Source organism: Mesorhizobium sp. Pch-S, from assembly GCF_004136315.1.
GTDB lineage: Bacteria > Pseudomonadota > Alphaproteobacteria > Rhizobiales > Rhizobiaceae > Mesorhizobium.
The window spans coordinates 6230541-6254266 of the sequence record NZ_CP029562.1; the positions used below are offsets into that span (position 1 = coordinate 6230541).

The window sequence follows — 23726 nt, forward strand, 5'->3', positions numbered from 1 at the left end:
GGCGATATCCCAACACGTGGAAGAAACAAAAAAGCCGGGCACCCGGCCCGGCTTTTTTGTTCAAAATGAAGGACTTACCACTTGATGCTGTAACCGCCGTTGAAAGCAATGGCGTAGCCCGACTTGACACCCTGGTTGGTGCCTGGAGCGTATTTGGTTTCCTCACCGGAGCCGAGATAGCTGAAGCCAATGCCGCCACGGAACTCGCCACCGATGCCGTCCTTGTAGGAACCGCCGACAGCCAGCGTATAGGTGTCACCAATGACGTCCCAGCCGGTGCCAACACCCTGGTCCCAGGTCAGGCTGGCGAAACCCGAAACGCTATCGTTGAAAGCATGGCCGACACCGCCGGTGACAGTCCAGCCATCCTTCCAGAAATACTTGTCCGAAGAGATGGTCACGCCGCCAATCTTGGAACGAACGTCGAGCGTGGTCAGCTGGCTCCAGTCGGTCCACTTGACGCTACCGAACGCCAGCCAGCCCGGCGCGACGCCAGTCTGCAGTTTGAACTCGACGCTCTGTGGCAGATTGCCGACACCGATCGCATCCACCGGAACCGGTGCGTTCGGGCCAGCCTGCTGAATGATCTGGAGAAAACGGGCCTGAAGCGGCGTTCCCGCCGTTGCCTGGGCCAGCACCGCGGCCGGGGCTGTCAAACCACCGTCTGCTCCATACTTCGTGCCCGAGCGGTACATGACCTGACCACGCAAGGCGATGTCCGGAATTTCATAGGCGGCGCCGATGCGGTAGCCATATTCCTGGCCCTTGAGATTCAGGGTAGCGTTGCCCAGGCCCAGTGCCGCGTAAGAGTTCACGCGATTGTAGTCGAACTTCTCCATGAAGCCGCCGCCAAGCACCCAGAGCTTGCCTGTGCCGACATCAAATCCGACACCGCAGGTCAGTGCCGATTCATAGGTCGTGAACTCTTCGGAAATCTTGCCGCTCAGCGTCGGAAAGTCATACTTTGCGTTGCCGCCATTGTTGTTCACCAGCGTGCCGGCGCAACGCAGGTTTTCGGTCAGGTTGAACTTCACCGCAGCCGACGGAATGACATAGTCCTCGGCATAGTCGGTACCAACAAGCTTCGGATTGCCGTTCTTGTTGAACTTACGAGTCGGCGTCACATAAGTAACGCTCGAGCGCATGTTGAAGTTGCCCTGCTCGAAAAGGATATCCGTATCGGCCGAGCCGCGAGAGAAGCCGCCGGCGTTCGCCGAGCCGAACGTCGCCAGCGACATGCACCCTGCCCCCAGGAGCGCCTTGATACGTAGAGTGGTCATGAAATTCTCTCCCCGGAAATTCGTGCACCAAGCTAGAGCCAATTCGCGTTAATGAGGCAATAAGGAATTTCAAGGCGTACAAGTACAGTTTTTTACTGTGACGCCGAATACACTGCGTATACTCGCCCTCACCCCAGGCCGAACACCAAAAAGCCACCATTTTTGAAGGCTGGCGCAGCAAAATCGCTGCTAAATTTGCGGGAAACACCCGAAAAAGCCGTATTTTACGGGATGCGAGCCCGCATTGTTACATTATGGCAACAATGCGGTTCAAAACTTTCCCTTTACGTCAATTGTGACGCTGCGGAATGCTGTTTCCGGGTGCCTGCGACCGTTTTGAAAGCACCGGACGCAACGTCAGAATCGCCTCTCCGGCAGGCAGATTCTGCCCGCCGGATTCGGCGTCAATACCTGCCGGACTCAGCCGGCGTCGCGCACGCGGGTAAGCGCGGCCGAAAGCTTCGCCTGCTGCTCGTTGTATTCGACGAGCTTCTCGCGCTCGGCCTCGACCACCTCTTCCGGCGCATTGGCAACGAACTTCTCGTTCGACAGCTTCTTGTGCAGGCGGGCGATCTCCTCCGTCACCTTGGCCAGCTCCTTCTGCAGGCGCGCAGCTTCAGCGGCGAGATCGATCAGGCTTCCCAAAGGCAGGCAGGCCGTCGCCTCGCCCAGCACGATCTGTGCCGAGCCTTTCGGCGCGATATCGCCGTGCGATATCTCACCAATCCGGGACAGCCGCTTGATCGCGGCGTCATGGCGCACCAGCCGTTCCCGGGTGGTAGCGTTGGCGCCAATGACCACCAGCGGTGCGATCGCCGCCGGCGGCACGTTCATCTCCGAACGCACCGAACGGATGCCGGTGACCAGATCGATCAGCCAGTTGATATCGTCCGCGGCCTCGGCGTCTTCGAAATCCGGCGACGGCCATGACGCATGGCAGAGCAACGAGGAACGTTCCTTGCCTTCACCTGCCGTCTCGGCCCACAACTCTTCCGTCATGAACGGCATCATGGGATGGAGCAGCTTGTAGATCTCGTCCAGCACAAAGGCGACGCAAGCGCGGCTTTCGGCCTTGGCGGCCTCATCCTCGCCCATGAACACCGGCTTCAGCAGCTCGAGGTACCAGTCACAGAACTGGTTCCAGACAAACCGGTAGGCGGCGCCTGCTGCCTCGTTGAAACGATACGACGTGATCGCATCGGTGATCTCGCGCGCCGCGCGGGTCAATTCGGTCAGGATCCAGCGGTTCACCGCCAGCTTGGCATCGTTCAGCCAGAACGTATCGTCGCGAGCCACACCGTTCATCTCGGCGAAACGCGTTGCGTTCCAGAGCTTGGTGCCGAAATTGCGATAGCCGGCGATGCGAGCCGGGTCGAGCTTCACGTCACGTCCCTGCGCGGCCATGACCGCCAGGGTGAAACGCAGGGCGTCCGCGCCGTATTCGTCGATCAGTTCGAGCGGGTCGATGACGTTGCCTTTCGACTTCGACATCTTCTGCCCGTTCTTGTCGCGCACCAGAGCATGCACATAGACGGTGTGGAATGGCTCCTCGTCCATGAAGTGCAGGCCCATCATCATCATGCGGGCGACCCAGAAGAAGATGATGTCGAAACCGGTCACCAGCACATCCGTCTGGTAGTAGGTCTTCAGCTCCGGCGTCTTGTCCGGCCAGCCGAGCGTCGAGAACGGCCACAGCGCAGATGAGAACCAGGTGTCGAGGACATCTTCGTCACGGGTCAGGATCTCTCCCGGCTGGAAATTCTCCAGCTTCTCCTCGACCCAGGCCTTCCAGGGACCTTCGTGGGCGAGATAGTGCTGGATGGCGGCCTCGAGTGCCTCTTCCTCGCTCTTCTCGACAAAGATATGCCCGTCCGGGCCATACCAGGCCGGAATCTGGTGGCCCCACCAAAGCTGGCGCGAGATGCACCAGGGCTCGATGTTCTCCATCCAGTCGTAATAGGTCTTTTCCCAGTTCTTCGGCACGAATTTGGTGCGGCCCTCGCGCACCGATGCCAGCGCCGGCTTTGCAAGGACCTTGGCGTCAAGGAACCACTGGTCGGTCAACATCGGCTCGATCACGACATTCGACCGGTCGCCGAAGGGCTGCATCAGCTTCTTCTTTTCCACAAAGGGAATGTCGTTGCCTTCAGCATCCTTGACCGTAACGGCAAGCCCTTCCGCCGTGATCGCCTCAACGATCAGCTTGCGGGCAGCATATCGGTCAAGGCCGCGATATTCGTCCGGAACCAGATTGATCGCGTCGACTTCGGCCTCGTTCGGCACGTTTCCGGAACGAGCGATTTCCAGCGCCTGCGCCGCATAGTCGGCATAAGGCTCACCGTCCGCGCGCATGGCGGCCTGCGTGTCCATCAGCCGGTAGAGCGGAATGTTGTTGCGGCGCGCGACCTGATAGTCGTTGAAGTCATGCGCACCGGTGATCTTGACCGCACCTGAACCGAAGGTCGGATCCGGATATTCGTCCGTGATGATCGGGATCAGGCGCCGGTGCTCCTTCGGGCCGACCGGAATCTCGCAAAGCTTGCCAACGATCGGCGCGTAACGCTCGTCCGAGGGATGAACAGCCACCGCGCCATCGCCCAGCATCGTCTCCGGTCGGGTGGTCGCAATCGAGATGTAGTTGCGCTCTTCCTCCAGTGTGACGTTCCCGTCCGCATCCTTCTCGACATAAGTGTAGGTTTCGCCACCAGCCAGAGGATACTTGAAGTGCCACATATGGCCGTCGGCTTCCCTGTTCTCGACCTCGAGGTCCGAGATAGCCGTCTCGAATTGCGGATCCCAGTTCACCAACCGCTTGCCGCGGTAGATCAAGCCTTCCTTGTGCAATGTGACGAACACTTCGAGTACGGCCTTCGACAGGCCCTCGTCCATGGTGAAGCGCTCGCGCGACCAATCCGCCGACGCACCCAGCCGCTTGAGCTGATTGAAGATGGCGCCGCCAGATTCGTCCTTCCACTCCCAGACCTTGTCGACGAACTGCTCCCGGGTGAGGTCGCGCCGATGGATCTGCCTTTCCATCAGCCTGCGCTCGACCACCATCTGGGTCGCGATGCCGGCATGGTCCATGCCCGGCTGCCAGAGCACGTTCTTGCCGCGCATGCGCTCGAAGCGCACCAGAATGTCCTGCAGCGTGTTGTTGAGCGCGTGGCCCATGTGCAACGAACCGGTGACATTGGGCGGCGGGATGACGATGGAGAAAGGCTCCGCGCCTTCCTCGGCGCCAGCACCGGCGCGGAAGGCATTCGCCTCCTCCCAAATCTTGGCGATCTTCGGCTCGACGCTTTTTGCGTCATAGGTTTTTTCGAGCATGGGAAAGGCGTCCGGACTGTCGGGATTTGCTGGTGACGGTAAATCGGAAGGACTTGGCCAAGTCAACCACACGAACAACCGCCATCCGACAGATAGGAGCACCAGACGGCTGAACCAAGGCGACCTCTTGCCTTGGAAGTGCGCTCCGCTTACGATCCAACTGCTGCTGTAGGGCGCACCGGTTTCGGCCGAAGGGGCATTGCCCGCCTACGCCACCTAAACCCAGAATGCGCCCATGTCCCAGTTCGAGCATTTCCGCAGGCAGGCAAAACTCTATCTCAAATGGCATCGCGAGGGCCGTTATCCCGCTGCGGCGGCGATACGTTCCTTGCTGCCGCGCTTTCGAGATCTCAGCGACATGCAGATCCTTGAGCAGGAGTTCAAGCTCGCCGACGCCCAGGAGCTTGTTGCCCGCAAGGCAGGTTTCGAAAACTGGGAGGCGCTCAAGAAAGGATCTTCAGATATGAGCACCTCCTCCACGCCTGAAAAGGAACCCTTCCTGGCCTTGTCGGAGCCACAGCTGTTCGTTGCCGATATCGGCCGAGCCTGCGATTTCTATACAAGCAAGCTCGGCTTCACGCTCCGGTTCACCTATGGCGAACCACCCTTTTTCGCCCAGGTCTTTCGGGATGGTGCCCGCATCAACCTGCGTTATGTCGATAAACCAGTGGTCGATACCAGCAGGATCGTGCCCGAACACCTCGTCGTGGCAACCGTCGTGCTCGATCACGGTATCAAGAAACTGTTCCTCGACTACCAGGCCGCAGGCGTTCCCTTCTTCCAGCAACTCAAGACAGAACCCTGGGGCTCGCGTGCCTTCATCGTGAGCGATCCCGACAACAACCTCGTGTGTTTCACTGCAGCTCCATAGTCTGCGAGAAGGAGAGCCGGCATTGAGAGCCGGCTCTCATCCGGCGGCCTTCGGCAGGAGGCCTCCGTTGGCCGACAACATCCGAGAAAAAAGCTCCAGCAAGATATCGCAGAGCGGTTTTGGATCGCGGTTCCCACGCGCAATCGCATCGTCCACGACACCGTGCATGCCATCAAACAGAATGAGCGCAGTCATGCGGGCATCGGGCATGATCCAGACGCCCGCCGCTTGGCCGGCCTCGAGCAAGGCAACGAGCTGGGCAATCACGACGTCCTTTTCCCGTGATTGCCGGCGTGAGTGGCTGAAATCGTGGAAGACGACGTCATGCAGTTTGAAATTGGCGAGATAGGCCTGCACCGCGCCATGGACCCACCCTGACAGCCGCGCCGGGAAGTCCGTTGCCGGACAAGCCTCGATTGCCTCGTTCACGCTGCTCACGAAATCCTGCGAGAAACGCTCCCGCAAAGCCAGGACAACATCCGTCTTCGTCGCAAAGTAGTGATAGAACGTACCCTTGGCCACGCCCGCGCGTGCGACGATCTCGTCGATCGTCGTCGCTTCGATCCCCTTCGCGATGAAGAGCGCTGCCGCGGATGTCATCAGATCATCCGTTCGTACCTCGGCCGGTAAGGTGCGCCGCCGGGGGCGCGATCGGCGTTCTGCAGCTACGTTTGCGTTCATCCCGATTCCCGTCAGCGAAGGCGTCGTCAGTTTAAGACAACCGACCTCTCCTCGCATAGCTGTAATGATTTCAATATGTTTTTGTATTGACCGACGGTCGGTCGAATCATATTGTTGAGTTAAATCATCAGGATTTTTCCCATGCCGTCATCCCGCAGACGCGACCTTGTCGCGGCCGTCTACCTCGGCACCTTCATGGCAACGCTGGCCATCAGCATTGTCACCGTCGCGCTTCCGTCCATCCAGGCCGCTCTCAGAACAGATCTGTCCGGATTGCAGTGGGTCGTGGGGTCCTACGCGCTTTGCCTTTCCGCCTTGATGCTGTCTGCCGGGCCGATCAGCGACCGTTACGGGCGCAAGCGCGTATGGCTGTTCGGCGTGGCGCTGTTTTCGACGGGATCGGCGATCTCGGCCATGGCTTCATCGCTCGGCACTCTCATCGCCGGCAGTGCCTTGCAGGGCATTGCGGGTGCGCTGGTCATCCCGGGCGCGTTATCCATCCTGACGCAGGCATTTGCCGATCCCGTGCAACGCGCCCACGTAATCGGAGGCTGGGCATCCTTCAGCGCCGTGTCGCTTATCCTCGGACCGATGCTCGGCGGGTTCCTGGTCGACACTGTCGGCTGGTCGAGCATCTTCCTGATCAACATACCGCTGGGTGCGATTACAATGGCTCTCGGACTGAGAGGCATCGCCGAGAGCGCAGACCCTGACCAGGCTGCCCTCGATCCTGTCGGACAGGCACTGTCTGTCGTCTTTCTCGGTGCACTGACCTATGCGCTGATCGGAGCTGGCGATGCAGGCTGGACGTCGCCGCGCGTGGCGGGCGCGCTTGCCGTCGCGATCACCGGGTTTGTCGCCTTCATAGCAATCGAATTGCGTACGGCGCGCCCGGTGCTGCCGCTAGACCTCTTCCGTGACCGGCATTTCACGGCAGTCAACTTCGCTTCCTTTGCACTCGGCTTTTCAGGCTACAGCAGCCTGTTCTTCTTTTCCCTGTTTCTCCAGCAGGTGCAGGGCTTGTCTGCGACGGCAACAGGGTGGCGAATGACGCCTGTATTCGTCGCAATGGCCCTCACCTCTTCCTTGTTCGGCAAGCTTTCGTCGTGGTGCGGAACCCGTTGGCCGATGATCGTCGGTTATGCCCTGCTCGGCAGCTCGATGCTTGCAATGGCCCTGTTCACGCCAGGCACACCCTACCCGATCATCGCATCGGTTTTCGCGATCCTGGGCATCGGCATGGGGCTTGCCGTTCCCTCCACCGGTGCGGCGGCAATGGCAGCCGCACCGCGCGAAAGAAGCGGAGCCGCATCGGCGACGATGAATGCACTTCGCCAGGGCGGCATGACGATCGGCATCGCGCTGCTCGGCACACTGATGAGCGCCCGTGCCATTTCCTCGCTGACAGATTACATTTCTGCCACGAACAGGACCGACGCCCTCGGCGTCGCAACGACCGCGGTCAGGCAGCATACAACGCCGGTCAACCTCGACATGGCTCCCGAACTGTTCCGACCGCTGCTGGCCGATGCCATTGGCCAGGGATTTTCCCTAGCCGTCGCCTGCGCCGGTGCGTTGGGGCTGCTTGCCGCCACCGTGCTCGTGGCGGCTGGACGGCGTCCCCTCCGTGACCGCGGCCCGAACCTCGCGACCGATCGCGGATAGGATCGTTACCACCCTACCGCTTGCCCATCCTTGCGAGGATCGGAGCCGGCGCGATAAACGCCATTTACAGGAGCCTGCTCGGGATATCTCGGCGGCGCGGGCATCGACTTGTCCTGCTGAAACAGTATGCCCTGGAAACCACCCACACTCATATCCGCCTTCATGCTTTCGACCGGATGGCCAAACGCCTGCAATTGCTCGCCGACCCGTTCGAACAGGCGCGGTTCCAGAACAAGCCTGCCTGGACCGTCGTTCTTCTGTTCGTGCACGTAGCGCGCCGCATCCGCCGTTGCCTGCGGGCTGAAGCCGAGATCGATCATGTTCGCGAGGTGGGTTGTGAGCGAATAGGCCTGAATGGAACCCTGCATGTTGCCGAAGCCCAACAGCGGCTCGCCATCCTTCATTACAAAACCGGTTATGATGGTGTGGAAGGGACGCTTGCGGGGTTCGACACGGTTTGGGCTGGCCGGGTCCAATGAGAAGCCGCTGCCCCGGTCGTGCAGGAGGAAGCCGTAGCCCGGAACCGTTATCCTGGAGCCATAGACATTGTAGACGCTGTGAACCACCGAAGCCATGTTGCCCCAGCGGTCGGCCGCGATCAGATTGATGGTGCCACCTTTCAGCGTACCGGCAACGTCGGGCGTTCCGGCTTTCTTCATATCGATCCTGGAGCAGACCTCAGCCGCGTGTTCCTTTGACAGCAGCCTGTCCAGCGGAACATCCGCGAATTTGGGGTCGGCGTTGTATCGAAGCAGGTCCGAATAAGCGAGCTTCTTCGTCTCCACCAGAAGATGCCAGTATTCCGGCGAACTGTGATTGAATTTGCTCAGGTCGAGCCCGAGTTTTTGGCCGCATGCCTCGAGCAGATTCAACTGTAAAAGCGTCGCCCATCCCTGTCCGGGTGGTGGCACCTGGAAGACATCGTAGCCACGATAGCTGGTCGTGATCGGCTCGCTCCATTCCGGCTCGAATGCTTCGAGATCCGCATTGGTCATCACGCCACCGCCCGCCTTTACACGAGCAACGATCGCGTCAGCCACCGGGCCTTTGTAGAAACCGTCACGCCCCCTTTCCTGCAGCAACCGCAAGGTTTCGGCCAGATCGGGATTTCTGAGGATGCTGTAGAGTGGCGGCACATCACCATCGCGAAGGAAGACGCGCGCGGATTCCGCATCCCTGCGTACAACATCCAGGTTCTGCACCAGATCCCTGTGGTGGCGCTCGCTCATTCCCCAGCCTTGTTCGGCAATGGTTGCGGCGCGTTCGAGGGTCTCCTTGAACGTCATCGTGCCGAAGCGCCTCAACATGGCGTCGAAACCTGCGACTGCACCCGGCACGGTAACGGAATTCACGCCTTCGAGCTTACGATCCCTGAAATAGCGGCTTGTCCAGCCTTCGGGGGACCAGCCTGCCGCGCTGAGGGAATGGAGCTTGCGGTCAGCGGCTGACCAATAAAGCACAAAGACGTCGCCGCCGATGCCGGTATCGTTGGGCGACACCACATCGAGCGTCGCCAGTCCCGCGACAGCCGCATCCATTGCGTTGCCGCCCTTCTGCAGGATTTCCAGTCCGGCCTGAGCAGCAAGCGGATGGCTTGTGGTGACGATGCCGTTGCGCGCGACAACTTCGGACCGCCCCTGTTCGGACCATCCCATCGGGCGCATCCCAGGCACAGTGGTGCCATTGAGGCGCCCGCCTGGGTTTTCCGTCCCGGACGGCGTGCCGAAGGGCGTTGCCGATTGCGCAAAACTGCTCGTGTCACCCAGGATCGAAGTCATAGCCGCAGTACCAGAACCAGCCAGGAACTTCTGCTTCTCAAAATACGGGTCGACTTGGCAAGCATAAACACCCGTCGCCCTCCAGTGGCACCGGAGATCTCTAGCCGCCATCAGCGCCGTAGAGTTCCGCCAGGATCGGAACCAGTGCCGCAGGCAGATCCTCGGCGATGAGGCCGGGACCGAAGCGCCGCCCCGCCTCGGCATGCAGCCAGACACCCGCGCAAGCCGCCTCGAATGCCGGCATGCGCTGCGCGATGAGCCCGGCAACAATGCCGGCCAGCACGTCGCCCGAGCCCGCCGTCGCCAGCCAAGGCACCCCATTGGCATTGATCACCCCACGACCGTCCGGCGCGGCAATTACGGTATCCGCGCCTTTGTAGATGACGACACCATTCGCTCTCCTGGCGGCGGCACGCGCCTTGCCGAGCTTCGACAGATCTTCGCTCCCGGCAATATCTGGAAAGAGCCGGGCAAACTCACCCTCGTGCGGCGTCAACACCAACGCGGGGGCACCGGGACGGGCAGCAGCCTCGAACAGCCATTGCGGCGCTTCGCGAAAAGCGGTGATGCCGTCGGCATCGAGAACCAGCCCAACGGCGGCGGGTTCCCCCAACCGGTCGCCGGCAGCCAGCACCGCCAGCGCAAGATCGCGCGCTTTTTCACCGACACCAAAGCCTGGCCCCAGCACGAAAGCGGAGGAGCGCCCCTCGCCCAACACTGCCGCGAACTCCGCGACGTCCTCAACCTTGCGCAGCATGATCGAAGTCAGATGCATGGCGTGGACCGCCAGCGCACTGCCCGGCGCCAGCACTGTGACAGCGCCGGCACCGGCGCGTGCGGCTGCCAGCGCCGAAAGCCTGGCCGCGCCCGTTGAGGTCGCCCCTCCGGAAAAGACACCGACATGGCCGCGTCGATACTTGTGAGTATCGACGTCGAGTGACGGGAAGGCTTGCCGCCACAGCGCCGGCTGGTTCTCGAACGTGTCCACGGCAAGGGAGACGATGACACTCGCGGCGATGCCGATGTCGGCGACGACCACCTCACCACACAATCCGCGGCCCGGCAGCAGCAGGTGGCCGGGTTTCTTGCGTGCGAAGGTGACTGTTACAGCAGCTTGAAAGGCGCTGCCCAGTACCATGCCGCTTTCCCCCGAAACACCGGACGGCAAGTCGACCGCGAGGACCGGCAATCGCCTTGCGGCAGCGAGTGAAACGGCGCGCGCGGCGTCATCGGCAAGCGGCTTCGACAGGCCGGCGCCATAAAGTGCGTCGACTATCAGGTCCTCGGCCCCGGCATCGAAATCAGCAAGAGACCGCCTCGACACCGGACACTCAGCGGCTGCGACGGCGGCATCGCTGTCGTCGCGCGGCGTACCCGAAGACCAGAGTGACACGGCTACACCGCTCTCATGCAGGATCCTGGCAATCACATAACCGTCGCCACCATTGTTGCCCGGACCCGCCAACACATGGACGCGCCTCCTCGATGGAAAACGATCGAGCACAACGGCAGCCACCGCCGCACCTGCGTTGCGCATCAAACCGATGCCGTCGAACGGCCCATGGGCGATGGTAAGTCGATCGGCTTCTGCCATTTCTTTGGGCGTGAGCAACTCAAGCTTCATGCCGTATCTCCCATTGGCGCCCGAACGGACATTCGGACAGTTTGAGGCGGGAGGCAAATGCGCAATCCGAGAGCATATTGCTCAAAAATTGTGCAATAGTCGGAAATTCGGGAGGAGGAGCGACGAGCAGTACAATCTACCCGCCACAGGAAGAACGGCGCAAACCTGTTGCGTCATGCGCTTTCCATGAAAATTCGCGACGATACCTTCTCGGCGAGACCAGTTGGCACGCTTCATGCTTGAAGGATGCGCGAGCGGGACTGACAACCCGTTTTACCGGCAGTGGAGGCCCCATATCGACATGAAAAAGATCGAAGCGATCATCAAGCCGTTCAAACTGGATGAAGTGAAGGAAGCGCTTCAGGAAGCCGGCCTGCAAGGCATCACCGTAACCGAAGCCAAAGGCTTCGGCAGGCAGAAGGGCCATACCGAACTTTATCGCGGCGCAGAATATGTCGTCGACTTCCTGCCCAAGGTGAAGATCGAGGTTGTGCTCGGCGACGAGTCCGTCGAAGCCGCCATCGAGGCCATCCGCAAAGCCGCCCAGACGGGGCGCATCGGCGACGGCAAGATCTTCGTCTCCAACATCGAGGAAGTCGTGCGTATCCGGACCGGTGAAACCGGCCCGGACGCGATCTGACGCTAGAGCGTTTCCGTTTTTCACGGAAACGCGGAAACGCTCTAAGTTTTGTTTTCACCGCATTTTTGTAACGCCAAGTGATTCCACTTGGCTACAAAATGCTCCAAGCGCTAGCGTTTTTCAGTTTTCAAGTTTCAACGTCATCATACAGGAAAGAGACATGACGACAGCCAAAGACATCTTGAAGCAGATCAAGGACAACGACGTGAAATTCGTCGACCTGCGCTTCACCGACCCCAAGGGCAAGCTGCAGCACGTCACCATGGATGTGGCCGAAGTCGATGAAGACATGTTCGCCGACGGCGTCATGTTCGACGGCTCCTCGATCGGCGGCTGGAAGGCCATCAACGAGTCCGACATGGTGCTGATGCCGGATACCGACACAGTCCATATGGATCCGTTCTTCGCGCAGTCTACCATGGTCATCCTGTGCGACATCCTGGATCCGGTCTCCGGCGAATCCTACAACCGCGATCCGCGCGGCACCGCCAAGAAAGCCGAAGCCTACATGAAGGCAGAAGGCATCGGCGACACCATCTATGTCGGCCCGGAAGCCGAATTCTTCGTGTTCGACGACGTCAAGTACAAGGCCGATCCGTACAACACCGGCTTCAAGCTGGATTCCTCGGAGCTGCCGTCCAACGACGACACCGACTATGAGACCGGCAACCTCGGCCACCGTCCGCGCGTCAAGGGTGGGTACTTCCCGGTTCCGCCGATCGACAGCTGCCAGGACATGCGCTCCGAGATGCTCACCGTGCTCACCGAAATGGGTGTGCGCGTTGAAAAGCATCACCACGAAGTGGCTGCCGCCCAGCATGAGCTCGGCATCAAGTTCGACACCCTCGTGCGCAACGCCGACAAGATGCTGCTGTACAAGTACGTCGTGCATCAGGTTGCCAACGCCTATGGCAAGACGGCCACCTTCATGCCGAAGCCGATCTTCGGCGACAACGGCTCCGGCATGCATGTGCACATGTCGATCTGGAAGAACGGCAAGCCGACTTTCGCCGGCAACGAATATGCCGGCCTGTCGGAGAACTGCCTGTACTTCATCGGCGGCGTCATCAAGCACGCCAAGGCAGTGAACGCCTTCACCAACCCGCTCACCAACTCCTACAAGCGTCTGGTGCCGGGTTATGAGGCTCCGGTGCTGCTCGCCTACTCGGCTCGCAACCGGTCGGCATCCTGCCGTATTCCATTCGGCAATTCGCCGAAGGCCAAGCGCGTCGAGGTCCGCTTCCCCGATCCGGGCGCAAACCCGTATCTCGGCTTCGCGGCGCTGCTGATGGCTGGTCTCGACGGCATCAAGAACAAGATCCATCCCGGTCAGCCGATGGACAAGGATCTGTACGACCTGCCGCCGAAGGAACTGAAGAAGATCCCGACCGTCTGCGGCAGCCTGCGCGAGGCCCTGCAGAGCCTCGACAAGGATCGCGGCTTCCTCAAGGCCGGCGGCGTCTTCGACGACGACCAGATCGACGCCTTCATCGAATTGAAGATGGCCGAGGTGATGCGTTTCGAAATGACCCCGCATCCGGTCGAATTCGACATGTATTACTCGATCTAAGCAGCTTCCATGACCTGACAAGAAGAACCCCGGTCGCAAGATCGGGGTTTTTCTTTTGGCAAACGGCCATGCGGAAGCGACAGCTGGTGCGTTTGATCAGCCGCTACTGGCATCGCCGGTCAGAGATCGCTGTCACCTCGTGATGAACGGTGCCTTCCCGCCGCGCAGCAGCAAGACCGAGGATTGCCGGTTGGCAAAAAAAGACCCCGGCCTCGCGGCCGGGGTTATTGCCGGACTTGTCGAAGGAGGACGACTTACCCGGCAATCTCTTCGATCTCTTCAGGTGCATGCAGCGTCCAATCGGCGCGCCGCGCCAGGAACAGCACATAATAGACTGCCGCCACGGCCACGATCGCGAGCGTCGCGAGCAGACTGGGCCTGCCGAAGGCAACGTCCAGCCAGTTTTGATAGGCTACGTAGACCAGCGCGACGAAGGCAAGGATCGGCGGCAGCGGGAACAGCGGCATGCGATAGTGCCCCTCCGAGGTCGTGCCGTTGCGGCGCCCGGCAACAGCCGCCAGGCACAGCAGTGCGTAGATGACGACCAGCGACGTGCCGGACACCACCAGAAGCAGGCTGAGATCGATGAAACAGGCTGCGGCTGCGGCGATCGACACGACAATTGTGGCGATCCAGGGCGACGCGTAGGTCCCATGCACCGACGCAACCGCATTGTTGATCGGTCCGAACCAGGTTTTGTCACGACCGGACGAAAACAGAAGACGAGATGCCTGCAGCACGATGGCTATCACCGCATTGAAGATCGCGATCGCTATCGCAAGGCTCACGACCACCGTCAGCGCGTGCCCGCCGCGCGCTTCAAGGAAATATTCGATCTTCGCTGGCGCGGCGAGCAAGGCGGTGAGATCGGGGGAGCCGAGCAGCACAGCGGTCAACGGAATCAGTTCCGCGGCGACCGTGATGACGAGCGCCCACAGGACAACCTTGCCAATGCTGCGCTTGGCATCCTGTGTTTCCTCGCCGAAGTAAGCCGCTGCACCGTAGCCATTGTAGGCGAAGATGGCGACGGCGGTGGCGGCCAGGATCAGACCCGTTGAGGCTGGCACCAACGAATTGGTTGCGGCATCAAGAATCTGCGGCGAGGTGAACAGGCTGGAGAGTGGCCGCTCGATGTTGATGAAACCGAGCGCAACCAGGATCAGCAGGGCCAGCATCTCTATGCCGAGGAAAATGCCGGTGACAAAAGCATTAAGCTTGATGCGCAACGCTGCGACGATGCCTGCCAGGATGATCGTTGCCACCCCCACCCACTGCGCGTTGAGGTTGGGCAGGAGCACGCCAAGATAGGTTCCAACACCAAGCGCCACCACCGCGATGATCAGCACGATGGAAATGAAGACTAGAACCAGGGTGACAAATCCCCAGAAGCGACCGAGCGTGCGACCGATCATGGTGTATTCGCCACCAGCTGTCGGATAGGCCGATGACAGTTCCGCATAAACGAAGGCCATGAACAGGCCGATGATCGCAGCAAAGAGAAATGACAGGAACGAACCCGTGCCGGCCAGTGCGATGACGCCGGGCACGATGATAAAAACCGATGACGCCGGCGTCACTGCCGACAGCACGATCATCAATGTGCCCAATCCGTTGAGTGCGCGATCAAGCCCCCCGCTTGACGGCGATTCCTGTGATGGCATCAAGCCCTCCCATTTTGATATGATTAAAATATCGTTCCCATCAAAACGCTACGCCCGACTCGACATTTCGTCAATGAACTTCCACTAAAATCGCTTGCAATGATCACAGCATCGATTTTAATTTTAACATCGTTAAGGAGAAATCATGAGCAGACCTGCTGCCCAGGCCGAACGTCGGCTCACCTTGATCAGCGCTGCCGAGACGATGATCGCCAGGCACGGCCTCGCCGGCGTGACCTTGCGCGCCGTCGCCAATGAAGCCGGCATGAGTTCGAGCGCCGCGCTGTATTACTATCCAGGCCTGAAAGACCTTCTGGACGACGTGCAGAAACAGGCCGTCGAGCGTTTCTGCACGCTGAGAGCCGTGGCGATCGCGCAGATTTCGGACCCGCGCGAACGCCTGAAGGCGATGATCCGCTCCGGCATACCTGACGACCCCAGCGACCGGCTTTGTCGGTTGCTGATGGAACTCGGCGCCTATGCCCGTTCCGACGCCGCCTATGCCGCGCGTCACATCACGCTGTTCGAGCGGCAGGTCGCCATTTATGTCGGCATCCTCGAGGCTGGCGCCATCACCGGCACGTTCAAGCTTTCCGATGCCAGCGACACGCTGGCACGCAGCCTTGTCATTCTGGAGGACGGTCTCGGCCTACACCTTCTCAACATCGTGCCCGCAGTCGACCATCCGACCGCGCTCCGCCTCCTTACCGCCTACGCCGAGACGGCAACCGGCTGCCGCCTCTCCTGACCATTCTCCAACAGCCAACCTTCAAGGAAGATCGTATGAGTGAGACCTCGCATGTCACGCCCGCAGGCAAACTGCGCGCCCGGGCGCTCGGCATCCCCTTCACCGGCAGCCCGGGTCGATTCAACGCGATCACCGATGTGCCGGAGGTCGAGGTCGGCTACACCACGCTGATATCCGGCGACGGCAACATGGAAATCGGCAAAGGGCCGGTGCGAACAGGCGTCACCGCCATCCTGCCGCTCGGCCGCGAAGGTGCCGGCCAGGCGATCGCCGCCGGCTATCACTCCTTCAACGGCAATGGCGAGATGACCGGCGTGTCATGGCTGGAAGAGTCCGGCGCACTCAACATGCCGATCCTCATTTCCAACACACATGCAATCGGCCCCTGCCATCGTGGCACCATAGACTGGATGGTACGAAACAAGCCGGAGGTTGCCAGCCAGTGGATGCTGCCGGTGGCAGCGGAGACCTGGGACGGCTACCTGAACGACATCAACGGCCCGCATGTCACCAGCGGCCATGCTATCGCGGCGCTCGATGCCGCAAGGAACGGCGCTATCGAGGAAGGTTCGGTCGGCGGCGGCACCGGCATGAACTGCTATGCCTTCAAAGGCGGCAACGGCACCGCTTCGCGCGTCGTGGATTACGGCCATCGCAGCTACACCGTTGGCGTCTTTCTGCAGACCAATTTCGGCTCCCGTAACGAACTCACCATTGCCGGGGTGCCGCTGGGCGCGGAACTCTGCGACGACAACCCGATGGAGGCCTTTGCAGCCAGCCTGCCCGCGGGGGCCGGCTCCTGCATCGGTATCGTTGCCACCGATGCCCCCCTTCTGCCCGGCCAGTGCAAGGCACTCGCCAGGCGCGTACCCCTTGGGCTTGCCCGCACGGGAACTGCAGGTTCGCATTTCTCCGGCGACATCTTCCTTGCCTTCTCGACCGGCAATCGGGATGCACTGAACGGCCGCTTTCCGAGGGGCGAACCTGATGCCGGCACCTACAGCCACATGGATTTCATCCCCTGGGGCCGCATGGATGATTTCTACACCGCGGTGGTGCAGGCTGCCGAGGAAGCAGTGGTCAACGCGCTGGTCGCCAATGCCGAGATGGTTGGTCGCGATGGCCATCGCAGTCCCGCCCTGCCACACGATCGGGTCGTAAAGGCGCTCAAGGCGCGCGGCGCAATCGCAAGCTGACGGCTGATCCGTCCCCGTCCCCATGGCAGCGCGCCGGTCTTCGTCGGCGCGCCAGCCAGCGGCAAGCCCAAGCCGAAGGTCGAGCTTTCGCGACAAGCTTCCGGCATTCTGTTAGCATGCCCGCAGCAACACCCGCTTGATAATTTGAACTTAAAAGTTCCGGGAAGGGAATATTAGCTCTCCCGTGATAGGGTGAAGCCAGCTTGGGGACCATTCCATGAACAAGAGCGATCCGGGCAGCCGCTTTTCAGCAGATGCGGTGCGCAAGTTCGAAGATCCGGACGCGGACAAGACGTCTTCCGCTGGCTTGAGCGAGCTTGCCCGTCAGGTGGCTGCGCAGTACCGCAGCGATACGATGTCGCCTGTCATGGTCATCGGCACGTTGCGGCTGATCGAATTTTCTTTGCTGTTCGTCTCCGGTATAGCCCTCTACGTCTTCTATGAAGGCTTTTTCCAGAACCTCGCCTGGCAATACACGCTGACTTTTGCCTCTGCCTCGTTGCTTGCAATCGTCCTCCTCGAGGTTGCCGACTGCTATCAAGTTCCCCGGCTGCTCAGGCCCGTCGCCAATTTGGGCCGCCTCCTGTCGGTCTGGGCCGGCACTTTCGCCGCGCTCGCCGTCGCCGCCTTCTTCCTCAAGATCTCAGAGGACTACTCGCGACTTCTGTTCGCCACGTGGTTCATCGTCGGCTTCGTGCTCACCTTCCTGATGCGACTGGTCACCGCACGCCTGTTGCGCCGCTGGGCGCGAGACGGACGTATGGAGCGCCGCGCCGTCATCGTCGGTGGCGGCAAAGCGGCAGAGACGCTTATCCGCTCGATCGAGAAGCAGCCGGACAACGATATCCGTATCTGCGGCATCTTCGACGACCGTGACGACAGCCGTTCGCCGCCGGTAGTTGCGGGCTACCCCAAGCTTGGCACCATCGCCGAACTGCTCGAATTCGCCCGCGTCGCCCGCATCGACATGCTGATCGTGTCATTGCCGATCTCGGCAGAGGCGCGCGTGCTGCAGCTTTTGAAGAAGCTCTGGGTGCTGCCGGTGGACATCCGCCTTTCCGCGCACAGCAACCAGCTGCAGTTCAGGCCACGCTCCTACTCATACATCGGCTCCGTGCCGATGCTCGATATTTTCGACAAGCCGATCAACGACTGGGATTCCGTCGCCAAGCGGGCCTTCGACATCATCTTCTCGATCCTCTTCATCGTCGCATTCTCGCCAGTCATGCTGGTGACAGCGATTGCCATCAAGCTCGACAGCAAGGGACCGGTGCTCTTCAAGCAGAAGCGCCACGGTTTCAACAACGAGGAGATCGTGGTCTACAAGTTCCGTTCCATGTACACGGACAAGTCCGATCCCAGCGCCAAGAAAACAGTCACCAAGAACGATCCGCGCGTAACCCGCGTCGGACGCTTCATCCGCAAGACCTCGCTCGACGAGCTGCCGCAATTCTTCAATTCGCTGTTCGGCACGCTTTCGCTGGTCGGCCCACGGCCCCATGCTGTCGCGGCACAATCCCACAACCTTCTCTACAACGAAGTGGTCGACGGCTATTTCGCACGCCATCGCGTCAAGCCGGGAGTGACCGGCTGGGCGCAGATCAATGGCTGGCGTGGAGAGATGGACACCAACGACAAGATCCGCATGCGTACCGAGTATGATCTTTATTACATCGAAAACTGGTCGATGCTGTTCGACCTGAAGATCCTGCTGTTGACGCCGGTACGCCTGCTCAACACGGAAAACGCCTATTGAACACGCTGACCCATGAGCTGCCTTCGGGAGCAGTCAATGCCAAGCTGATCGCCCTGCTGTCGTCAGGGGCCATCATCCTCGGCATTCTGCTTTCTGGCTTTGTCATCGAGGAACCCGCTCCGTACGAGCTTTACATGGCCGCGCTGATCGGCGTGTGGGCGCTGTTCGGCCTGTACATCTCGCGACCGGTCGTGCCACTGCTCGTCCTGCTGGTGTCGATGAACATCGGCGGTATGATCGCCATGACGCAGATGGCGGACCTGTCATGGACGCCGCTTTATCTGGCCGTTTCGCTGTTTCTTGCCTTCACCGCCGTCTTCTTCGCTTCCGTGCTCGAACGAAAGCCCGACCTCTACAGGCTCATTTTCCTGGCCTATGTGACCACTGCAGTCTTCACCTCGGTCCTCGGTATCGCCGGTTATTTCAAACTGTTTCCGGGAGCCGAAATCTTCACCAAATACGAGCGCGCGGCCGGCGCCTTCCAGGATCCGAACGTCTTTGGCCCGTTCCTTGTCCTGCCCGGCATCTACCTGTTCTACAGATTGCTGACCGGACCGGTACAGCGCATGCCCCTCATAGCGATACCGTTGCTGATCGTCGTCGGCGGAATTTTTCTGTCTTTCTCGCGCGGTGCCTGGGGCCTTTTCGGTGTGGCCGTCATCCTGCTGACCGGACTGGTGTTTCTGGAGAACACCAGCGGTCGCTTCCGCCTGCGCGTTGTGATCATGACCATTGCGGCGCTGGCACTGCTGATGGTTGCGATGCTGGTGGTGCTGCAGATTCCGGGCGTGTCGGAGATGCTGACCACGCGCGCAAGGTTGGCGCAGGACTATGATTCGGCACGCCTCGGTCGGTTTGCCCGCTATGGGATCGGCTTCATGCTGGCCCTGGAGAAACCGTTTGGCATCGGCGCGCTGGTGTTCGGCAAGATCTATGGCGAAGACACCCATAACATCTGGCTGAAGACGCTGATGGATTATGGCTGGCTGGGTTTTGTGTCCTACCTGACGCTGACGATCTGGACGATCGCGGCTGGCTTCCGCCTGCTGCTGCGCAACAGGCCCTGGCAGCCTTATGTGCTGTGCGCCTATGTCGTCTATGTCGGCCATATCGGACTGGGCAGCGTGATCGATATCGATCACTGGCGCCATTTCTACCTGCTGCTGGGCATGGTCTGGGGTGGCATCGCGCTGGAATACCGTTATCAGCGCGGATTGATTACCTTGGCCGATGCTGGTCCCACGCTGCCGAGCCGCCAGCGGGGCACCGGACAAATGGCCCTCCCCGCAGTTCGCTCGGTGTCGCTGCTGTCCCTGGCACCCGCGAAGTAGAAAGCCGGAGAGCCAGCCCTTGCGGACACCGGTGATCGCCGATGCGAAAACCGGAAATGGGGTCAAGTCTATCTGTTGGAAAAATGGTCGGAGTGGCCGGATTCGAACCGACGACCCCTTGACCCCCAGTCAAGTGCGCTACCGGGCTGCGCTACACTCCGAGCCGGTCGCGATGTACGTGATACCCCTGCGCCGGTCAACCTGTTTCGCAAGCGATTTTGCGAGGCGACAGCCAGGCCTCTTCACAGGAACACTATCTGCCGACATCGCTGTCGATCCGGCAGACTGTCACCGCACCTGATCGAGCAGGCGCTTGCACTCCAGCAGGTCGAACAGCGCCTCCTGCAACAATGCGCGATTGTCGCGCGAGAGCTTGCCGGAGCCGGCCTGCACGGGGCCCTCGTCGTCGGCCTTGCCGAGACCAAAGAAACGGCGATTTGGCTTGGCCGTTGGCTGGCCGACCAGCATCTCATCGTCGGTGCGCGGCTGCGCTGCCGGCGTCAGCGGCACTTCCTCGGCCTGCCGGCGCTGCGCGATCGCCTCGACGGCCGCGACGTCACCATGACCAACGGCGATCAGGAACTGGTTGCCGTTCTCGCGCAGCAGCTTCTGCACACCCTTGATGGTGTAGCCCTGGTCGTAGAGCATATGGCGGATGCCTTTGATCAGCTCGACATCCTGCGGCCGGTAATAACGACGGCCACCGCCGCGCTTCATCGGCTTGATCTGGTTGAAACGTGTTTCCCAGAAGCGCAACACATGCTGTGGCAGATCAAGGTCTTCGGCGACCTCGGAAATCGTGCGGAAGGCGTCGGGGCTCTTGTCCATGGGTGGATCCTCGCGCTGGGCATCGGATCGGACGCGTCGTCACGTGCGTTGGTCAATCCAATGCGCAAAGAACAGACGAACCGAAGATTCGACACTATCCCGTCGAATCGCGGTCCATTTCAGCGATTTATCACCCGACATTCAAGCCCGGCAGAAAGCCAGGGCCGGTTTTCAACCGCAGAGTCGGACTTTCGCCTATTTGCCTGATTTCGTCTTGCCGGCTTGATGAGAGCGCAGGATGCGGCTCTTCAGCACATTCGAGGCCTTGAAGGTCATCACCCGGCGGGGCAGGATGGGCACTTCCTCGCCTGTCTTGGGGTTGCGCCCGATACGCTCGTTCTTGGAACGGACATGGAAGGTGGCGAAGGATGACAGCTTGACCGTCTCGCCACGAACGATGGCCTCGCATATTTCGTCGAGCACCGCTTCGACCAGTTCGGCCGACTCTGTACGCGACAAACCGACCTTGCGATAAACGGCCTCAGCAAGGTCAGCACGTGTCAGTGTCTTTCCCCCCATCAGAGACCGTCCTATCAGCTTGTGCTCAAATGTATCGACTAAACGAGGCGGAGCCTAAGTAATTGACTCGACAAGGTCAAGAACCGAACCGTGCGGTTCGCTTCACCATCTGACGAGAACGGCACCCCAGGTGAATCCACCCCCCATCGCCTCCAGAAGCACGAGGTCGCCACGCTTGATGCGACCATCAGCGGCAGCGATCGAAAGCGCCAGCGGCACCGAGGCGGCGGATGTGTTGCCGTGTTTGTCGACGGTGATCACAACCTTCTCCTCGGCGATGCCGAGTTTCTTGGCGGAAGCGTCGATGATGCGTTTGTTGGCCTGATGCGGCACGAACCAGTCGAGGTCGTCTGCCGTGATCCCCGCCTGCGAGAACGTCGCCTCGATCACGTCCGTGATCATGCCAACGGCATGCTTGAACACCTCGCGCCCTTCCATCCTGAGATGACCGACCGTTCCGGTGGTCGAAGGACCGCCGTCGACATAGAGCTTTTCCTTGTGCGAGCCGTCGGAGCGCAGGCTGGCTGCCAGCACACCACGGTCGGCGATGGTACCCGCCGCCTCCGCTGCCTCCAGCACCAGCGCGCCAGCGCCGTCGCCGAACAGGACGCAAGTCGAGCGGTCGTTCCAATCGAGAATGCGCGAGAAGGTCTCCGAGCCTATCACCAGAACACGCCTGGCCAGTCCGCCGCGAATGTAGGCATCAGCCGTGGTAACCGCATAGACGAAACCTGAGCAGACTGCCTGCATGTCAAAGGCATAGCCATGGCGCATGCCCAGCCGCTGCTGGATCTCGACAGCCGTGGCAGGAAACGTGTTGTTGGGCGTTGAAGTCGCCAAGACGATGAGGTCGATATCGTCCGGCGTAAGACCGGCATCGGCCAGGGCCGCGCGCGCAGCCCCCTCGCCGAGCGAAGCCGTCGTTTCGTCGTCGGACGCGATATGGCGCTGGCGGATGCCGGTGCGCTGGGCGATCCATTCGTCCGACGTTTCGACCATGCCCTCGAAATCGGCATTCTTCATGATACGGCGGGGCAACGCCTGGCCCGTGCCGCGCACGACTGATCTGATCAAGCTGCTTTATCCTTCTTCGTCGACCGCGACGTCAGACTTTCTGGGTGCCGGAGACTGCGGGTTGCGGGCATGAAACAGATCGAGATCCGCTTCGATGCGATCCAGCAAACGATTGCGCACCATGTCGTAGGCCAGTTCCACCGCCGCGGCAAACCCTGCCGAATCGGCGCCACCATGGCTTTTTACCACGACGCCGTCCAATCCGAGGAAGACACCGCCGTTGGAACGGCTGACATCCATCTTTTCGCGCAGCAGGTCGAAAGCACCTTTTGCGAACAAATAGCCGATGCGCGCCATCAGCGTCCGCCCCATGGCGGCCCGCAGGTAGCCGCCGATCTGGCGGGCAGTGCCTTCGGCGGTCTTCAGCGCGATATTTCCGGCGAAACCTTCCGTCACCACGACATCGACCGTACCCTTGCCGATGTCGTCACCCTCGACGAAGCCGTGATAGACAAGCGAGTTCATATTGGCCTCGCGCAGCATGCGCCCAGCCTCCTTGACCACTTCCTGCCCCTTGATCTCCTCGACGCCGACATTGAGAAGGCCGACAGTCGGCCGCTCCACGCCGAAGACCGCTCGTGCCATGCCTGTGCCCAGAATGGCGAAATCGACCAGCTGATGGGCGTCGGCACCGATGGTGGCGCCGACATCCAGCACCACGCTCTCGCCACGCATGGTCGGCCAGATGGCGGCGATCGCCGGCCGGTCGATCGTCGCCATCGTGCGCAGGCAGAATTTCGACATCGCCATCAGCGCGCCGGTATTGCCTGCGGAGACGCAGGCATCGGCTGAATTGGCCTTCACCGCTTCGATCGCCTTCCACATCGACGATTTCCAGCGACCATGGCGCAAGGCCTGGCTCGGCTTGTCGTCCATACGGACGGCAACTTCACAGTGGAAGAATTCGCTCTTCTCGGCCAGGCCGGGAAATTTGGCCAATTCAGGCCGCACCACGTCTTCGCGGCCATAGATAATGAAACGGATGTCCGGGCGACGGGTGGCGACAGTCTGGAGCGCCGGAATGACCACACCGGGACCGTGGTCACCGCCCATGGCATCAATGGAGATTTTTATCACGCGTTGTTCATCTCGTGGGTTGGCTTGGGACCATCGTGACTTTCCGGCGAAAATAGCGGTTTTGAGTCACCGCACAACCGGCTTTTGTCGTCGATCCATG

At 60.7% G+C, this 23726-nt stretch carries 18 protein-coding genes and 1 tRNA gene; 8 read left to right on the top strand and 11 right to left on the bottom strand.

Annotated elements, in window-relative coordinates:
* Positions 1 to 74 precede the first annotated feature (74 nt).
* Both C1M53_RS29425 and C1M53_RS29430 read right to left on the bottom strand, forming a co-directional pair.
* Positions 75 to 1280, bottom strand: a complete 1206-nt coding sequence (locus C1M53_RS29425; protein WP_129415602.1) for an outer membrane protein transport protein — start codon at positions 1278 to 1280, stop codon at positions 75 to 77.
* Positions 1281 to 1700: 420 nt separating this feature from the next.
* Positions 1701 to 4607 (bottom strand): valine--tRNA ligase, encoded by a 2907-nt coding sequence (locus C1M53_RS29430; RefSeq protein ID WP_129415603.1) that lies wholly within the window; start codon positions 4605 to 4607, stop codon positions 1701 to 1703.
* A gap of 235 nt (positions 4608 to 4842) precedes the next feature.
* On the opposite strand from C1M53_RS29430, the gene C1M53_RS29435 reads away from it, so the two are divergent.
* Positions 4843 to 5478 (top strand): VOC family protein, encoded by a 636-nt coding sequence (locus C1M53_RS29435; RefSeq protein WP_129415604.1) that lies wholly within the window; start codon positions 4843 to 4845, stop codon positions 5476 to 5478.
* 36 nt (positions 5479 to 5514) lie between these two features.
* Here the strand turns inward: C1M53_RS29435 and C1M53_RS29440 are convergent, their stop codons facing one another.
* On the bottom strand, positions 5515 to 6216 hold the full coding sequence (locus C1M53_RS29440) for a TetR/AcrR family transcriptional regulator (RefSeq protein WP_245488347.1): 702 nt from the start codon (positions 6214 to 6216) through the stop codon (positions 5515 to 5517).
* An 84-nt stretch (positions 6217 to 6300) separates the two neighbouring features.
* Here C1M53_RS29440 and C1M53_RS29445 point away from each other — a divergent pair, with 84 nt between their 5' ends.
* Positions 6301 to 7824 carry an MFS transporter gene (locus tag C1M53_RS29445; RefSeq protein WP_129415605.1) on the top strand — a complete coding sequence of 508 codons (1524 nt, stop codon included), beginning with the start codon at positions 6301 to 6303 and terminating at the stop codon, positions 7822 to 7824.
* A 5-nt stretch (positions 7825 to 7829) separates the two neighbouring features.
* Here the strand turns inward: C1M53_RS29445 and C1M53_RS29450 are convergent, their stop codons facing one another.
* Positions 7830 to 9479: a gamma-glutamyltransferase family protein gene (locus tag C1M53_RS29450; RefSeq protein WP_207213052.1), complete on the bottom strand. Its 1650-nt coding sequence runs from the start codon at positions 9477 to 9479 to the stop codon at positions 7830 to 7832.
* A 223-nt stretch (positions 9480 to 9702) separates the two neighbouring features.
* On the bottom strand, positions 9703 to 11226 hold the full coding sequence (locus C1M53_RS29455; RefSeq protein ID WP_129415607.1) for an NAD(P)H-hydrate dehydratase: 1524 nt from the start codon (positions 11224 to 11226) through the stop codon (positions 9703 to 9705).
* A gap of 301 nt (positions 11227 to 11527) precedes the next feature.
* Here C1M53_RS29455 and C1M53_RS29460 point away from each other — a divergent pair, with 301 nt between their 5' ends.
* A complete protein-coding gene (locus tag C1M53_RS29460) occupies positions 11528 to 11866 on the top strand; it encodes a P-II family nitrogen regulator (RefSeq protein WP_024926327.1) in 339 nt (112 codons plus the stop codon).
* Between the two features lie 160 nt (positions 11867 to 12026).
* On the top strand, positions 12027 to 13436 hold the full coding sequence (glnA, locus tag C1M53_RS29465; protein ID WP_129415608.1) for a type I glutamate--ammonia ligase: 1410 nt from the start codon (positions 12027 to 12029) through the stop codon (positions 13434 to 13436).
* A gap of 254 nt (positions 13437 to 13690) precedes the next feature.
* Here glnA and C1M53_RS29470 read toward each other — a convergent pair whose 3' ends face one another.
* Positions 13691 to 15097, bottom strand: a complete 1407-nt coding sequence (locus tag C1M53_RS29470; RefSeq protein ID WP_129415609.1) for an APC family permease — start codon at positions 15095 to 15097, stop codon at positions 13691 to 13693.
* Positions 15098 to 15242: 145 nt separating this feature from the next.
* On the opposite strand from C1M53_RS29470, the gene C1M53_RS29475 reads away from it, so the two are divergent.
* The 4 genes from C1M53_RS29475 (at position 15243) to C1M53_RS29490 (ending at position 20128) form a co-directional block, all read left to right on the top strand.
* A complete protein-coding gene (locus tag C1M53_RS29475; RefSeq protein WP_129415610.1) occupies positions 15243 to 15845 on the top strand; it encodes a TetR family transcriptional regulator C-terminal domain-containing protein in 603 nt (200 codons plus the stop codon).
* Between the two features lie 35 nt (positions 15846 to 15880).
* Positions 15881 to 17041: a P1 family peptidase gene (locus C1M53_RS29480; RefSeq protein ID WP_129415611.1), complete on the top strand. Its 1161-nt coding sequence runs from the start codon at positions 15881 to 15883 to the stop codon at positions 17039 to 17041.
* Positions 17042 to 17258: 217 nt separating this feature from the next.
* Positions 17259 to 18797, top strand: a complete 1539-nt coding sequence (locus C1M53_RS29485; RefSeq protein ID WP_129415612.1) for an undecaprenyl-phosphate glucose phosphotransferase — start codon at positions 17259 to 17261, stop codon at positions 18795 to 18797.
* Entirely contained in the window at positions 18794 to 20128 is a 1335-nt protein-coding gene (locus C1M53_RS29490; RefSeq protein ID WP_129415613.1) for an O-antigen ligase family protein, read from the top strand. The genes C1M53_RS29485 and C1M53_RS29490 overlap by 4 nt, the downstream gene beginning before the upstream one ends.
* A gap of 84 nt (positions 20129 to 20212) precedes the next feature.
* Here C1M53_RS29490 and C1M53_RS29495 read toward each other — a convergent pair.
* The 5 genes from C1M53_RS29495 to plsX form a co-directional block, all read right to left on the bottom strand.
* A tRNA-Pro gene (locus C1M53_RS29495) sits at positions 20213 to 20289 on the bottom strand.
* 127 nt (positions 20290 to 20416) lie between these two features.
* Positions 20417 to 20956 carry a MerR family transcriptional regulator gene (locus C1M53_RS29500; RefSeq protein ID WP_129415614.1) on the bottom strand — a complete coding sequence of 180 codons (540 nt, stop codon included), beginning with the start codon at positions 20954 to 20956 and terminating at the stop codon, positions 20417 to 20419.
* A 195-nt stretch (positions 20957 to 21151) separates the two neighbouring features.
* The gene (locus C1M53_RS29505; protein WP_054311518.1) at positions 21152 to 21475 is read right to left on the bottom strand and encodes an integration host factor subunit alpha; all 324 of its coding nucleotides are present in this window, start codon (positions 21473 to 21475) and stop codon (positions 21152 to 21154) included.
* A gap of 102 nt (positions 21476 to 21577) precedes the next feature.
* Positions 21578 to 22549, bottom strand: a complete 972-nt coding sequence (locus C1M53_RS29510) for a beta-ketoacyl-ACP synthase III (RefSeq protein WP_129415615.1) — start codon at positions 22547 to 22549, stop codon at positions 21578 to 21580.
* Positions 22550 to 22555: 6 nt separating this feature from the next.
* The gene (plsX, locus tag C1M53_RS29515) at positions 22556 to 23626 is read right to left on the bottom strand and encodes a phosphate acyltransferase PlsX (RefSeq protein WP_129415616.1); all 1071 of its coding nucleotides are present in this window, start codon (positions 23624 to 23626) and stop codon (positions 22556 to 22558) included.
* Positions 23627 to 23726: the final 100 nt, after the last annotated feature.